The organism is Prosthecobacter sp., from assembly GCF_044222345.1.
Taxonomy (GTDB): Bacteria; Verrucomicrobiota; Verrucomicrobiia; order Verrucomicrobiales; family Verrucomicrobiaceae; genus Prosthecobacter.
This window is the reverse complement of sequence record NZ_JBGANL010000011.1, coordinates 42,970-56,881: the sequence shown is the minus strand read 5'-3', so window position 1 is coordinate 56,881 and position 13,912 is coordinate 42,970. Positions and strand designations below refer to the sequence as shown.

The following is a 13,912-nucleotide window of genomic DNA, read 5'->3' as shown; positions in this document are numbered from 1 at the left end:
GAACATTACGACATCAGAGGCTTTGCGCGTGCGGATTCTTTGCGCACGGCCACAATCACTTCAGAGGCCAGGCCTTCGACCATCTGCGACCATAACTGCTCACGTCCGGCGATTTTTTCTGGTGTCCAGCGTCCCGCAAGACTCGTGCCGTCCAGCAGCACGATGAGCTCCGGCTCGGCATGTTTTGTGAGCAAACGCTGACGCACATCGGAGACCAGTCGACGCTGCACCTCGGCCTCAGGGGTGGTGGCCATGTTGAAGAGCATCACCAAATTGGGGCACACGGGCTGCCAGACAGCAGCAAATTCGTCCTCTTCCCCGGCCGGGATGCGCACATACTCCGCGCGCGCCATGCCGCCGAAACGCTCCCTTATGCCACGGTCCCACACCTCGCGGTGATGGGCGGTGGGCTCGATCGCATGGACGAGCACCTGGATAAGCTCGCTGCCGCCTTCCACCGCGCGCAGCAAGGAGCGCAGGTAGCCGCCCCAGTTCAAGGCACGGGCCGGTTGCGCGACCACCCGGCTGCAACGGGCCAGGCCCAGCCCTGCCAGCAGAAGACGAGGAAGAACAATCAGCACCAGCAGGGTGCCAGCGTACAAATGAATCCACGGCAGTGCAGGAGCCGGTTTCGCCACCTTGCCCAAGGTTCGATGCATGCCGGCGATCTGGTCCAATGGCACGGGGGTCCGCAGCACCTTTGAGGCAGGTTTGAACAAGGTCTCAAAAAAGGCCGATGCCTCGCGCTCCCCCAGCAGGGTGCTTTCCCAGACTGCACGATATTCGTGCGACCAGCCACGGGCATACAGGGCTGCCGCGCCGCCGATGGCCAGCAACGCTGCAGCCACATGCAGCCACATGCGCAGCCGCATCTGCAGGCGCCGCCAGGCCAGCGGCCAGGCCAGTTCTTCATATCGTGAGCGAACGGTTTCAGCCACTCCGCTTTCGACCTCCTTGGTGGATTTGCCCATGCGTGAGATGCCATGCGCGAGAAATTCCGCCACCCAGCCACCGCGACCAGCCACTGCGGAGGTCGGCATCAGTTCGCACAACAATCCGAGGATGATCACCACCGCATTCCAGGCCAGCAGCCCCACCAGCGGCAGTGCCAGCAGATTGAATTCGCCCGCCTGCCCGAGATCCGTAAACCAATAGCCCGCAACCAGCGCCAGGCCCCATCCCGCCAGCGCCCAGGACCAGCGCCCCTGCGGCACACGCAGCAGATCAAGAACATGGATCAGGTCGCCGCGCCAGCCCACGGCTTCGCGCTCCAGCCACTCGGCCCGTTTGTCCAGAAACGACTCCGAGCGCTCTTCGATCACATCCCCCGTGATCTCCTCGGAGGCGAGTCCGGCACGCGTGTGGGCCGTGGCTTCGCGCCGACGCTCCGCATTGACGAGAACGCCATCGGCATCGCCTTCTTCGAGTGCGCGCCATTTTAGGACGCGCTGCCAGTCAGTCCAATCCATGCAGGGGGTTGTTTTTGGGACATTAAACGCAGCTTCGGCGTGATTCCAACCGCACAGTGAAAATCATCCCTTCGATTCCACCGCCAGCCGCCCGGCCACCATTCGCAAATGCAGGGTTCCGAGCGCAGCCGCTTCACTGCTGGAGTGGGTCACGTGCAAAACGGTCAGCGAATGCTCCTGCTGCACGCGCTGCAGCAGCGTCACAGCCTCTGCGCGCATGCTTTCATCGAGAGCAGAGAGCGGTTCATCGAGCAGCAGCAGCTTCGGTTGAGCCGCCAGAGCACGCGCAAGAGCCACGCGCTGCTTTTCGCCACCGGAAAGCATGTCTGGCAGGCGATCCAGCAGGTGAGTGATGCCAAACTGCTCCGCGAGGCGGTTCACACGTTGATTCAGCTCGTCTGGAGCCATGCCACGCAGTTTCGGGGCGAAGCCGATCTGCTCACGCACGCGCAAGCCCGGAAACAGCGCCAGATCCTGCGGCACGTAGCCGATGCCGCGCTCACGAGGTTCCAGATCGGTCACGTCCACGCCATCCAGCAACACGCGGCCGGAGGTCGGCTGCCGCAGGCCGCAGAGGATTTCGAGCAACGTCGTTTTGCCGCAGCCGGTCGAGCCCATCAACACTGCGTAGGTGTTGGCCGGGATCGCCACCGTCACGCCCTCCAGGATCGTGCGGCCAGAAACATTCCAGGTGAGTTGTTCGAGCTGGATCATACTTTTTCCCCCGTGGCACGCACCGCCACCAGCACCAGCACGGCCAGCAGCACCATGAACAAGCTGACCGCCACGGCGGCTTCGAGATTTCCCACGCTGAGCTCCAGCCAGACCGTCGTCGGCAGCACTTCTGTCTTCATACGCGTGGCTCCGGCAAAGACGAGGATGGGCCCAAATTCCCCCAGACTGCGCGCCCAGGCGATACAAAACGCCGCCACCATTCCCCGCCGTGCCGCCGGCAGCGCGACGTGCCACAGGGCCTGAAAGCGCGTGCAGCCGAGTGTGAGCGCTACATCCTCCGGCCGTGCCGAGAGATGCTGAAACGTGCCACGCATCGTACGGATCGCAAACGCAGCGGCCACGACGAACTGTGCCAGCACGACACCACTGACTTGATAGGTGAAGGGAATCGCCATCTCGATCACCTTGCCAATGCGCGTCTGGAAAAAGATCAGCAGGCACAACCCCACCACCAGCGGCGGCAGGATGATGGGAATGTCCAGCGCGGCATCCAGCCACGATTTGCCGCGAAATTCGAGACGCGTCATCAGATACGCCACCGGCACTGCCAGCAGCAGCGCAAAACCCGCAGCCAGGGAGCAGGTCACAAGGCTCAAAAAAGTCGCATGCCGGATCTCAGGCGACCGCAGCACCTGCAACCACGAATCCGGCGTGCTGTACGTCGCCGTGGCTCCGAGCAGCAACGCCCAGAAGACGAGGTAACTCACCGTGATCAACGCCAGAACCAGCCAGCAAAGATTAGAACGGTTCAGGCGCATGACAGGTCACCAGTCCACATCCTGCCCGATCTTCTCGTCGAGCCATTTGCGCAGTTTGTCGAGGCCCTCGCCGGTTTCGGCGGAGACGGGGTGGATCTTGATGCGTTTGAAGCGCTCCTTGAAGTGAACGAGGTTTTCGGCGCTCTCAGGCAGGTCAATCTTGTTGGCAATGATGCACCAGGGGCGCTTGGCCAGTTCCTTGGAGTACAGCGAGACCTCCTTGCGCACGATTTCCAGATCTGAGACAGGATCGCGGCCTTCGGTGCCGGCGGTGTCGACGACAAAAAGCAGGACACGGCAGCGCATGATGTGACGCAGGAAATCATGGCCGAGGCCGATGTTTTCGTGCGCGCCTTCGATCAGGCCGGGGATGTCCGCCAGACTGCCGCGGCGGTTGGGACCAAACTCGATCACGCCGACCATGGGTTTCAGCGTGGTGAAGGGATAGTTGGCGATCTTCGGCTTGGCGGCGCTCAGCTTGGAAAGGAGCGTGGATTTGCCTGCATTCGGCGCGCCCACGAATCCGGCATCTGCGATGCTGCGCATTTCAAAGTGGAAATCTCCTTCTTCGCCGGGAGTGCCGGGGGTGAATTCACGCGGAGCCTGATGCGTGGAGGTCTTGAAGTGCACGTTCCCCTTCCCGCCTTTGCCGCCTTTGCAGAGCACGTAGGTGGAATTGGTCTCGGTCAGGTCAGCCACTGGCTCGTAGCGGGTGACGAGTTCGTTGGTTTCGTTGTCGTACTCCTGCGTGACGCGGCTGACGAGGGTGCCCGGCGGCACCTTGTACACCACGTCCTTGCCACTGCGGCCGGAGCACTGGGTGGCGCCGCCCTTGGCGCCGTCTTCGGCGATGAGCTTGTTGTTGAAAACGTAATTGCGCAGGCTGTCCGTGCTGGGATCCACCAGCAGAATGAGGCTGCCCCCGTTCCCGCCGTCGCCGCCGTCAGGGCCGCCTTTGGGACGGAATTTTCCGCGATGAAAATGGGCGCTGCCATCCCCGCCTTTTCCGGCGCGAGCATGAACTTTGATTTGATCGACAAACATGTGACGGCCCAGTTAACCGGGGATGGGCATGGGAGCAAGGCTTAGCTTCATGTCCCTGCTACTGCGCGGCGGCCTCCCGGTCCCCGCCCGCCACCTTGGCTGGAAGGGGATAAAAGAGCTGCATGGCACGACGGATCTGCGGACTTTTCAGGCTGGCCGCATGGATGGCGTCGGGGATTTTGCGGTGCTTGGCAAACAAATGGTAGGCGCTGAGAGCCTCAAAGCCGGCATTCAGCGAACCTTCCATCGGCAGGTAGCTGCGGCCATCGACGTTGAGATTCTCGACCATGCCCCAGGGCGGGAAGTAACTGGCCTTCTCCATGCGTTCGAGCAGGTCATACGTCTCCTGCGTTTGGGGATTCAGCGTGGCAGACATCAGGATGTAGTGCGGATGGATGAGCTTTTGATTCCGCAGATCGACACCGCCCACGTAATAGCCGTTCCCCGCCTCATTTTCCCCGGCAGAGAGACCGTAGATGCCATTGCGCGCGGCATGGGACTGCGGCCAGCGTTTCGGAATGTAGGCGCGCTGCGCGCCCAGCATGGCGCGGCGCACGCTTAGCCAGCGCACACCATCATGGGCATCGGGCACGTCACTGTCGAAATCGGGGTGGAGCAAGCTTTGCAGTTCGGTGATGAAACCTGTGCCCTGCCAGGCCTTGCCCGGAGTGCGCATGGGCGGCGGGCGGTGCTCGGGGTTGGCGATGCCTTCCATGAGCATCACCAGGGTGGTTTCGCCACCCCAGTCCTGCCAGCCATGCGGCAGGAGGGTGATGCCGTCGTCAGCAAGACCGTGCGAGAGATGGCCATCTGGCAGGTGCAGCAGATCGTAGTCGATCTCTTGGATCTGCAGGATCAGGTCTTCGGCCACTGCAGGGACATCCAGCATGATGGCAGCCAGCAGCATGGACTGGGTGTAAAGAGCCGTGTCCACCGTACTGTATTCAGTGCCCGGATGGATGCTGTAGGCGTCCCCCCGCCCATGCCGGTGCACAAAATGGGGCAGCAGGCCGCGCCCGGTTTTGAGTTTTTTCACCGCCTCATGCGTGCGCGTGAGCACCCAGCGGGCGTAATCTGCCGTGACAATGCCCAGCGACTCCTGCGCAGCCGCCGCCGAAGCCAGTACGTACATGCCCGTGGCGGAAACGGACTCAAACGCCCCCTCCTCAATGTGGGCGCGGTCGCGCACGAAACCGGTCCCGATGGAATAACTGCGGGCGATCTTCGCATACGAGGCGAGGAAAGCATAGGCATCCCAGGGAATCTGGGGCTGCTCGATGCCGAGAAACAGGCCCGACACCCTCACTTCAGAACCGGGCTCGGCCGTCCAAACAATGGTTTTGCCATCGCGCACCGCTTCAGGAGCCACCGGATGGACAAACATGCGGTATTGCGGCTCATTGAGCTCGATCATCTGCGTCCAACGCGGTTCGTCGGAGGGAGATTTGATCTCAAGCTTGATTTTGCCACGCCCGGACGCCCGGAGCATGACCGCCGTGACGCGCGGCTGGTATCTGGCGGTGACGGGCTCAGGGTAGGCATGCGTAAAATCCATCACGCGGCTCGCATTGCGCGCCTGCCCGGCCAGGCTGTGCCATATGCCCGCCCATGCGTCAGGCTGCTGACCGAGGTGCACCACGACTTCATCGGTGAGCCATTCGATCTCGTGCTCCGCCGGCCCATGGAAACCGAAATCGGTGCCGATGTGGGTGTAAGCCGTGAATGAATTCAGCCGCTTGGTCCCCGCGAGGACCTGCTGTCCTTCGTCACGATGAATGAAATACTCCTGCACCGGCTGCCACACGAGACGTGTGGCAGGCTGGGCCATCGTTTGTGCGCCAAGCATCACAAGGACGGCTCCGATGGTTGGAAGGAGACGCATAAAGCATCTACGATAGCGGCAACCACATGGATTGGCCACCTTTGCAGCATGCAAATTTAGGCAGGCCCTCCCCCTCGGCCGCATCACTCAGCGCTCGTCAATCGGCACGACCTTCTGGCCGTACGGCTTGCCGACATACTGGCTCAGCGGACGGAAGAGGCGGTTTTCGCTCCACTGCTCCAGCACGTGGGCGGTCCAGCCGCTCATGCGGGCGATAGCGAAGATCGGGGTGAAAAGGTCGGTCGGAATGCCGAGGCTGTAGTAAACCGTGGCGCTGTAGAAATCGACGTTCGCATTGAGGCCCTTCTGCTCGCGCATGATCTGGGCGATGCGCTCGGACATCTGGATCCACTTGGATTCGCCGAGCTGGCTGGTGAGCTGGACGGCCATCTCACGCAGATGCGGAGCGCGGGGGTCGAGGACCTTGTAAACGCGGTGGCCGATACCCATGATTTTCTTTTTCTGGGCCAGTGCGTCGGCGACCCAGGCGTCCACCTTGTCAGGGGAGCCGATTTCTTCGAGCATGTGGATCACGCCTTCATTGGCACCGCCGTGCAGAGGTCCTTTGAGGGCGCCGATGGCGGCGCTGATGGCGGAGAACATGTCGCTCAGAGTCGAGGCCACGACGCGGGCGGTGAAGGTGGAGGCGTTGAAGCCGTGCTCGGCATGCAGAATGTAGGCGATGTCGAGGGTCTTTTCGGCTTCCTTGCTCGGCACTTCGCCGTTCATCAGATAGAGGAAATGGGCGGCTTCGCTGAGGTCCTTGCGCACGGGCGGCAGTTCCAGCCCATGACGTGCACGGTGGAAGTAGGCGGCAATGACGCCGATCTGCGAGGTGAGGCGGATGGCGTTGGCCATGTTTTCGCTGACTTCGAGGTCGTAACGATTCAAGTCATAGCAGCCGAGCATCGAGACGGCCGTGCGCATGATGTCGATGGGCTTGGCAGTCTTTGGCGCGGCCTTGAGGAAGTCGATGACTCCCTGCGGGATCTCACGCTCGGCACGCAGCGCCGTGGTCAGCTTGTTGAGCTCGGTGCGATTCGGGAGCTTGTTGTAGTAAAGCAGGTAAACGACTTCTTCGTAGCTGACCTTGACCAGTTCGTTGATGTCATAACCGCAGTAGAACAAGATGCCTTCTGCTCCATTCACTTCCCCGAGACGGGTTTCAGCAGCAACGATTCCTTCGAGACCTTTGGATACAACAGACATGAGTGAGGGCGTGGGGTTTAGGTTTTGGTAGCAGATAGCGTGCTCAAACTACGGCTCAACCAAAGACTCATTAACAGAAAAAGAAATCTTCTGCAGGGGGAGGCCCGGCATCCCCTGAGGACAGGAGGCAGGTTTTGTTTGTGAAACGCCTTTCGCTGGCCTAGCTCCCTCGATGGCCGCCCCTTTTCGCCTCCTGTTTGTCTGCCTGGGCAACATCTGCCGCTCCCCTGCGGCAGAGGGCGTCATGCGCGCATTAGTCGAAGCTAAAGGATATGCTGATCGCGTCTCGATCCGTTCCGCAGGCACGGCCGGCTGGCATGCGGGCAAACTGCCCGATCAAAGAATGCGCACCGCAGCGCAAAATCGGGGATATGATCTCAGCAGCCGCGCCCGGCAGGTCACGGAAAACGATTTGAGCGAGTACGACCTCGTCCTCGTCATGGACCGGCAAAACCTGCGCGACGTGCAGTCTTTTGACCGCACCTCCCAGTTCAGTTCCAAAATCCGCCTTTTCTGCGAATTTTGCACCGACCACCAGGAAAGCGAAGTGCCGGATCCCTACTACGGCGGCGAGCAGGGCTTTGAGCTCGTGCTGGATTTGCTGGAAGATGGCTGCCGGGGAGTGCTGGCGCACATCCAATCAACCCTCGCGTAGAATGGCCTCCGCCACACGCATGCCGTCCGCAGCGGCGGAGATGATGCCACCGGCGTAGCCCGCGCCTTCGCCCGCTGGGTAAAAATGCTTCACACCGGTGCATTGCAGAGTCTGCGCATCTCGCGGGATGCGGGCGGGTGAGGAACTGCGAGTTTCCACGCCTGTGAGCACCGCTTCATCCAAGGCAAAGCCGGGCAGGTTTTTGTCGATGCGCGGAATGGCCTCCTGAATCGTCTCAATCGTGTATTCAGGCAGTATCTCGCACAAATTGGACCACACCACGCCCGGCTCATAGGAGGGCAGCACCTTGCCGGGGCCGGTCGAGGCGCGTCCTGCGAGGAAATCGCCGAGCAGCTGCGCTGGGGCGTGATAGTTGCCACCACCGAGCACGAAGGCCCGGCGCTCCAGATCGCGCTGAAACTCGATGCCGCTCAGCACATCGCCCGCAGGCATGTCCTCGGGCCGCACGTCCACCATGAAGCCGCTGTTGGCATTCGACTCCTCGCGGGCGTAGCTGCTCATGCCGTTGGTCACCACCATTCCCGGCTCCGATGTGGCCGCCACGACGAGTCCGCCGGGGCACATGCAGAAGCTGTAGGCCGCACGCCCTGTGCCGCAGTGAGCCACGAACTTGTAGGGTGCCGAACCCAGCCGTGCGTGCCCCGCCCATTTGCCGTAGAGACTGCGGTCGATCAGCTTCTGCGGGTGCTCAATGCGCACGCCAATGGAAAATGGCTTGGCCTCAAACGGCACCCCATGCCGGTGCAGCATGTAAAAGGTGTCCCGTGAACTGTGGCCGATGGCGAAGATGAAACGCGAGCCTTCGATCGTTTCACCATCCGCAAGCGTCAGCGCGCGCATCACGCCGTCTTCGATCACCACATCCGCCACGCGGGCGCCAAAACGCACCTCGCCGCCCAGGGCGATGATTTCCTCACGCACATGCCGCACGACCTTGATGAGCCGGTCCGTGCCGATGTGCGGCCTGCTCTTGATCAAAATGTCCTCAGGTGCGCCTGCGGCCACCATTTCACGCAGCAGCCAGGGGATGCGGTGCTCACGGTCCCGAATCTGCGTGTAGAGCTTGCCGTCCGAAAATGTGCCGGCACCGCCTTCACCAAACTGTACGTTGGATTCGGGATTGAAATCCCAGCCGCGCCGCCAGAAGCCGGTCACATCGCGGGCGCGATCCCCGGCAGCCTTGCCGCGCTCCAGCAGCAGGGGCTTCAGGCCCGCACGCGCCAGCAGCAGGCCACAAAACAAACCGCAGGGCCCGGTGCCAACGATCACCGGGCGCGCAGAGGCCGAATGCGCCACGTTTTGCGCCACCTCCTGATAAATCTCCTCCGGAGCCGGGCCAATGCGCGGATTTTTGCCGATGCGCTTGAGCACACGCGCCTCGTCTTTCACTTCGACCAGGAGCGTGAAGCTGAACTCCACATGCCCGCGCCGGGCATCAATCGCCCGCTGCTTCACCTTGACGCTGATCACATCTTCATCGCGTGTGCCCAGTTGTTTCACCACGGCACGACGAAGATCATCCTCTTGATGATCGACGGGAAGGAGAACCTGGGAGAGCTGCAGCATGGGGGGGCGGGATTTGGCGGCAGTGCCAATAGCCCACGTCAAAGCCATATCAACCCTACTTCGTGTTCGCCGGCTTCTCCTGGGGTGGCGAGTACCAGCCGAAGACCTTGTCGCCATTGAACAGCTTGTGATGCTCCGGCGTCATGCCGCCGTAGTCGGCGATGACTCCCGCCTGCTCCACCGTGCCCACGCGCAGATTGGCATAGACGTCGCCTTCATCGTAGAGCACATGCAGCGGATCTCGGCTGCTCAACTGCACGCCTTTGACCGGTTTGACGACGGTGAATCTCCAGGTGGTATTGATGTGCTGGATGGAGCCCAGTTCACGGTAGATCAGAGCCTTGGGCACGTTCTTGAGATCATACTGCGCCACATTGTTGGCGCGCCATGGGTCATAGGCAGGGCTGCCCGGGTTGGAGTAATCCCCGGTCCAGAACCGCTGATATGGGGTGGGATCAGGCTGCGCGGCACGGATCGCCGCCGGAGATTGTGTGACCGGGAAATTGTGGCGCACCGGCAGCGGATCGACGCGGTCCGCAATTTTGCCCACGAGCGAGAACACATCACTCACCCGTCCATAGGTGAAGAACTGGTGGGAATCCATCAGCTCAGAAGTCGAAACACGGGTCTTTTTGACCGTCAGACGGTGCTCATTGGCATTGGAAAACAAATTGAAGCTCAGCAGGTAGTCGATGTCCTTGTCCAGCGTCGGCACCTTGGTGGGCGCATCTTTGGGCAGCACCAAGGTCTGAGTACCGTTCTTGGTCTCCTCGGTGGTCAGATTGAAGACACGCATCTGCCCGCGACGCAGCAGGTTGGTGCTGAGACTGTCCGCCAGCGCCCGGCCCAGATCGGGACGCCGGGTGCCGTCCACCGTTACATCCTCGGCCAAGATCGCCACCTTGGGGCGTTCCGCGCTTTTCACACTCCAGTCGCCTTCGGCGTGTATTTTGGCGGAGATGACCGTGCTCAGAAGAGCAGCCAGGACGAAGGTGCTTCGGTGCTTATACATGGCCTGTTGGTGTTCAAGCGATGTTAAAGGTTCAAAATTCGCTTGGGAAGCGAAATCTGGCCCCTTTCAGGGGCGTGTGGCAGGCGGGTTTACGAAAGCTTCGTGCTCGGCCTTCTCCAGCATTCCGTCGCCATTTTGATCAAGCCGCTGGAAGAGCTGGGGCGGGCCGCTGAACTCCGCTTTGCTGACCTTGCCGTCCTTGTCCTTGTCGTCGCGGCCGGTGATGACCTCCCAAGGAATGCCGCGCCGCCCGCCGGTTGGAGGCATGCCTTTGCGTGGATCACGCTCCATCATCGCCGCATCCGCAGTGCTTTCGGTGGTGAGTGCCTCGGTCTTTGCCGTGCTGCTTTTGAGCCTCTCGGCAAAGAACTGGCCAACCATCTCGTCGATGTTTTTCCCGGCAAAACCCGGCCCGCCATGACCTGCGCCGTGGATGGTGTGAAAATGCGCGCTGACTTCGGTCTTCTTCAAGGCTTCAAACAGGAACTGGCTCTGATTGATCGGCACGGTGGGGTCCTTGTCGCCATGCACGATGAGAAAGGGAGGATCATCCTTGGTCACATAGGTGATCGGGTTCACCCGCCCGGCCTTGTCTTTGTTTTGCATCACTGCGCCGCCGATGAGTTTCGCCTCGGGTGAAGCATCCGTGGCATGACTTTCATACCCCGGAGTGGTGACGAAGACGGTGAAATCCGTCGGCCCATAGTAATCGCACACCGCCTGCACACGGCTGGACTGGTCCAGGTTCGCGCCTACGTCGAACTCCTTCACATCACCGCTGGTGCCGATCAGCGCCACCAGATGTCCGCCAGCCGAACTCCCCCACACGCCAAAGCGCTGCGGATCGAGCGAATACTCCTTGGCATGCGCCCGCAGCCAGCGGATTGCAGCCTTGCAGTCCTCGATCTGCGCCGGAAACACCGCATGGCCGCTCAGGCGGTAATTAATGCTGGCCACCGCATAGCCCTGCGCAGCATAACCAGCACGCAGCGGCGGGCAGCCATCCTTGCTGCCATTCTGCCAGCCGCCACCATGCACCCAGATGATGAGCGGCAGAGGGCCTTCTGCCTTTTCCGGCAGATAGAGATCAAGCTTGTGCCGCTCGTGCCCGCCTTCGACATATACGAGATCACGATGCCCCAGCACTCCCGCGATCTGCCCCTGTGCAGAAATGACAAGACTCAGCGCAGCAAAGAAGGAGAGGGTGATGCATCTCATAGGCCTGATGAATGCATGGCCCCACTGAAAGTTGCGCCTCAGACTCAAGGTTTTTTCACCAGAGCCATCACTTCCACCGCACCAATGGCCTGATGAAACACCATCTGGGTGCCCAGCTGATGAATGACGGTGGCCTCGCTTTTCTTTTTTCGTGCCGGCAGTGCATCTTCGATCACGGTCTGAATTTCGGACACATGCCCCACCGCATTGCCAAACTGGTCGATCAGTGCCGATCCGCTTGATCCCGGTGCCCAATCCGTCGTCGTTTCGAGCCACACGGGCTTGGGTGCCTCGGTGCCTTCGGGCAGCTTGTCCGCCTCCTTTTTGGTCATGAACGAGCGCTTCACAAAACGGCTTACAATGCCCTCGCTGAAGTAGCCGTGTTTGCCGCTGGGGTCGCTGAAACACCACACAGAATCCCCCGGACTCACGTCCAGACTGAGCGGTAGCGGGGTGAGCGGTTTGTCCGGCTTCACCCGCAGAATGGCACAGTCGGTACCGGCATTGCAGGCAAGCACCTCCGTGACGGGCAGGATCACATCCTCCTCCGTGGCCACCACGAGCCAGCCTTCCTTCATACTGGGCGGCGGCGCGATCACATGCGCACAGGTGGCCACCACGCCGTCTGCCGTGATGGCATAGCCACCCGACAGATCGAGGTGCCATTTGTCACACTTGGAGCACAGGTACAACTGCCCCACGCGCAGGTGTGACATGCGCGCACGCTGCCAGCGTTCGCGTGGGCTGAGCGGCTTGGAGTCAGCGACCGGCAGAGTAATGTCACACTGCGTGCGTTGCGCCTGCTCCAGGGCCTTCGTCATCGAAAGCAGCTCTGAAGCACCCTGCAGCTTCTTCGCCTGCTCCATCAGCGCCGCATTCGGGCGCGCTCCACGCCCTTCCGCATAAACCGGCACTCCAGGAGCCTGCGCACCGGCAATGCGGGCAGACACCAGCAGGAACAACAGGACGCAGGCGTGTTTCATGGTGATCAGCCGATTTTTGCGGCACCGAAGTGACCACGCAGGGCTTCAGGAATCAGGATCGTCCCATCGGCCTGCTGATACGTTTCGACGAGCGCGACAAACAAACGCGCCAGCGCCGTGCCCGAGCCATTGAGAGTGTGGGGGATGCGGTTTTTGCCGTGCTCATCCTTGTAGCGCAGGTTCATGCGGCGGGCCTGGTAGTCGCCGAAGTTCGAGCAGCTCGACACTTCAAGATAGGTCCCCTGCCCTGGTGCCCAGACTTCGATGTCGTAGGTCTTGGCCGAGCCAAATCCAATGTCGCCCGTGCAGAGTTCGATCACGCGATAGTGCAGGCCGAGCAGTTGCAGCACCTTCTCTGCATTCGCCGTGAGGCTTTCCAGTTCGGCCATGCTCGTCTCTGGAGTGACGATCTTCACCAGCTCAACCTTGTCGAACTGATGCATGCGGATCAGCCCGCGAGTGCCAAGCCCCGCGCTGCCCGCCTCACGACGGAAGCAGGGCGTGTAGGCCGCGTAGTTCACCGGCAGCTTTTCCAAAGGCAGGATTTCATCACGATGCAGGTTCGTCACCGGCACTTCAGCGGTCGGGATGAGATAGAGATCGTCTGCCGCACTGTGATAGACCTGATCGCCAAATTTAGGAAGCTGGCCGGTGCCGACGAGACACTCCGACTTCACCAGCAGCGGCGGGCTGATTTCCTCATAGCCATGCTGCGTGGTGTGCAGATCCAGCAGGAAGCTGATCAAAGCGCGCTCAAGTCTGGCGCCAGCGGCGCGATACACCACAAAGGCGCTGCCGGAAATTTTCGCCCCGGCCTCGAAATCGAGCATGCCGAGAGCCGCGCCGAGCACGGTGTGGTCCTTCGGCTGGAAATCATACGTGGGCTTCTCACCCCAGACCTTCACTTCAGGATTCTCCTCCGCCGTGCTGCCCACCGGGCAGGCTTCATGCGGCAGGTTCGGAATGCTCAGGAGCAGATCGCGCTGGCGTGCATCCGCCACATCCGCCTCACGGCCGATTTCTTCGATGCGGCTGCCGATGCCACGCACCTCCGCCTCGATGGCGCTGGTGTCCTGGCCGTTCTTTTTTGCGATGCCGATCTCTTTGCTGATGCGGTTGCGGTCACTCTGCAGCTTCTGCCGTTCCGTCTCAGCGGCGCGGCGCTGAGCGTCAATGGACTGCACTTCATCCACCAATGATGCGAAGTCGCCACTGCGGTTGGCGAGGCGCTGTTTGACCTGTTCTGGATTGTCACGAATGAGGCGGATGTCGAGCATAAGGGCCGGGAGGTTAGCGGGAGTGGGCGGCTTGTCGAGTGCAGGAAGGGGTATTGACAGCGGGAATCGCAGTCCGACCTTCC

Annotated in this window: 12 protein-coding genes; 1 reads left to right on the top strand and 11 read right to left on the bottom strand. The window is 61.3% G+C overall.

The genetic code is table 11. The features are described from left to right. Positions 1-5: 5 nt before the first annotated feature. The 6 genes from ACILSL_RS08460 to ACILSL_RS08435 all read right to left on the bottom strand — a co-directional run bounded on the left by ACILSL_RS08460 (position 6) and on the right by ACILSL_RS08435 (position 7,097). Positions 6-1,469 carry a hypothetical protein gene (locus ACILSL_RS08460; protein WP_395731569.1) on the bottom strand — a complete coding sequence of 488 codons (1,464 nt, stop codon included), beginning with the start codon at positions 1,467-1,469 and terminating at the stop codon, positions 6-8. A gap of 63 nt (positions 1,470-1,532) precedes the next feature. Beyond that, positions 1,533-2,183, bottom strand: a complete 651-nt coding sequence (locus ACILSL_RS08455) for an ATP-binding cassette domain-containing protein (protein WP_395731568.1) — start codon at positions 2,181-2,183, stop codon at positions 1,533-1,535. Beyond that, entirely contained in the window at positions 2,180-2,962 is a 783-nt protein-coding gene (locus tag ACILSL_RS08450) for an ABC transporter permease (RefSeq protein WP_395731567.1), read from the bottom strand. Before ACILSL_RS08450 ends, ACILSL_RS08455 begins: the two co-directional genes overlap by 4 nt. A 6-nt stretch (positions 2,963-2,968) precedes the next feature. Beyond that, positions 2,969-4,006, bottom strand: coding sequence for a GTPase ObgE (gene obgE, locus ACILSL_RS08445; protein WP_395731566.1), 1,038 nt, complete (start codon positions 4,004-4,006; stop codon positions 2,969-2,971). A gap of 58 nt (positions 4,007-4,064) precedes the next feature. Continuing rightward, positions 4,065-5,888 carry a hypothetical protein gene (locus ACILSL_RS08440; RefSeq protein WP_395731565.1) on the bottom strand — a complete coding sequence of 608 codons (1,824 nt, stop codon included), beginning with the start codon at positions 5,886-5,888 and terminating at the stop codon, positions 4,065-4,067. A gap of 87 nt (positions 5,889-5,975) precedes the next feature. Beyond that, the gene (locus tag ACILSL_RS08435) at positions 5,976-7,097 is read right to left on the bottom strand and encodes a citrate synthase (RefSeq protein ID WP_395731564.1); all 1,122 of its coding nucleotides are present in this window, start codon (positions 7,095-7,097) and stop codon (positions 5,976-5,978) included. A gap of 172 nt (positions 7,098-7,269) precedes the next feature. On the opposite strand from ACILSL_RS08435, the gene ACILSL_RS08430 reads away from it, so the two are divergent. Continuing rightward, positions 7,270-7,752, top strand: a complete 483-nt coding sequence (locus ACILSL_RS08430; protein ID WP_395731563.1) for a low molecular weight protein-tyrosine-phosphatase — start codon at positions 7,270-7,272, stop codon at positions 7,750-7,752. Here ACILSL_RS08430 and ACILSL_RS08425 read toward each other — a convergent pair. The 5 genes from ACILSL_RS08425 to serS all read right to left on the bottom strand — a co-directional run bounded on the left by ACILSL_RS08425 (position 7,738) and on the right by serS (position 13,829). Next, positions 7,738-9,339, bottom strand: a complete 1,602-nt coding sequence (locus ACILSL_RS08425) for an NAD(P)/FAD-dependent oxidoreductase (RefSeq protein WP_395731562.1) — start codon at positions 9,337-9,339, stop codon at positions 7,738-7,740. The genes ACILSL_RS08430 and ACILSL_RS08425 overlap by 15 nt on opposite strands. Positions 9,340-9,394: 55 nt before the next feature. Then, entirely contained in the window at positions 9,395-10,351 is a 957-nt protein-coding gene (locus ACILSL_RS08420) for a hypothetical protein (RefSeq protein ID WP_395731561.1), read from the bottom strand. A 66-nt stretch (positions 10,352-10,417) separates the two neighbouring features. Further along, entirely contained in the window at positions 10,418-11,569 is a 1,152-nt protein-coding gene (locus ACILSL_RS08415; RefSeq protein ID WP_395731560.1) for an alpha/beta hydrolase fold domain-containing protein, read from the bottom strand. A 44-nt stretch (positions 11,570-11,613) separates the two neighbouring features. Beyond that, entirely contained in the window at positions 11,614-12,285 is a 672-nt protein-coding gene (locus tag ACILSL_RS08410; RefSeq protein ID WP_395731629.1) for a serine protease, read from the bottom strand. A gap of 272 nt (positions 12,286-12,557) precedes the next feature. After that, the gene (gene serS, locus ACILSL_RS08405; protein ID WP_395731559.1) at positions 12,558-13,829 is read right to left on the bottom strand and encodes a serine--tRNA ligase; all 1,272 of its coding nucleotides are present in this window, start codon (positions 13,827-13,829) and stop codon (positions 12,558-12,560) included. Positions 13,830-13,912: the final 83 nt, after the last annotated feature.

What these genes read in the sequence shown, in the direction of transcription:
- ACILSL_RS08450 (WP_395731567.1), bottom strand. Translation starts at nt 2,962, where the DNA reads ATGCGCCTGAACCGTTCTAATCTTTGCTGGCTGGTTCTGGCGTTGATC.
- ACILSL_RS08455 (WP_395731568.1), bottom strand. Translation starts at nt 2,183, where the DNA reads ATGATCCAGCTCGAACAACTCACCTGGAATGTTTCTGGCCGCACGATC.
- serS (WP_395731559.1), bottom strand. Translation starts at nt 13,829, where the DNA reads ATGCTCGACATCCGCCTCATTCGTGACAATCCAGAACAGGTCAAACAG.
- ACILSL_RS08440 (WP_395731565.1), bottom strand. Translation starts at nt 5,888, where the DNA reads ATGCGTCTCCTTCCAACCATCGGAGCCGTCCTTGTGATGCTTGGCGCA.
- obgE (WP_395731566.1), bottom strand. Translation starts at nt 4,006, where the DNA reads ATGTTTGTCGATCAAATCAAAGTTCATGCTCGCGCCGGAAAAGGCGGG.
- ACILSL_RS08410 (WP_395731629.1), bottom strand. Translation starts at nt 12,285, where the DNA reads ATGTCACACCTGCGCGTGGGGCAGTTGTACCTGTGCTCCAAGTGTGAC.
- ACILSL_RS08420 (WP_395731561.1), bottom strand. Translation starts at nt 10,351, where the DNA reads ATGTATAAGCACCGAAGCACCTTCGTCCTGGCTGCTCTTCTGAGCACG.
- ACILSL_RS08460 (WP_395731569.1), bottom strand. Translation starts at nt 1,469, where the DNA reads ATGGATTGGACTGACTGGCAGCGCGTCCTAAAATGGCGCGCACTCGAA.
- ACILSL_RS08425 (WP_395731562.1), bottom strand. Translation starts at nt 9,339, where the DNA reads ATGCTGCAGCTCTCCCAGGTTCTCCTTCCCGTCGATCATCAAGAGGAT.
- ACILSL_RS08415 (WP_395731560.1), bottom strand. Translation starts at nt 11,569, where the DNA reads ATGAGATGCATCACCCTCTCCTTCTTTGCTGCGCTGAGTCTTGTCATT.
- ACILSL_RS08430 (WP_395731563.1), top strand. Translation starts at nt 7,270, where the DNA reads ATGGCCGCCCCTTTTCGCCTCCTGTTTGTCTGCCTGGGCAACATCTGC.
- ACILSL_RS08435 (WP_395731564.1), bottom strand. Translation starts at nt 7,097, where the DNA reads ATGTCTGTTGTATCCAAAGGTCTCGAAGGAATCGTTGCTGCTGAAACC.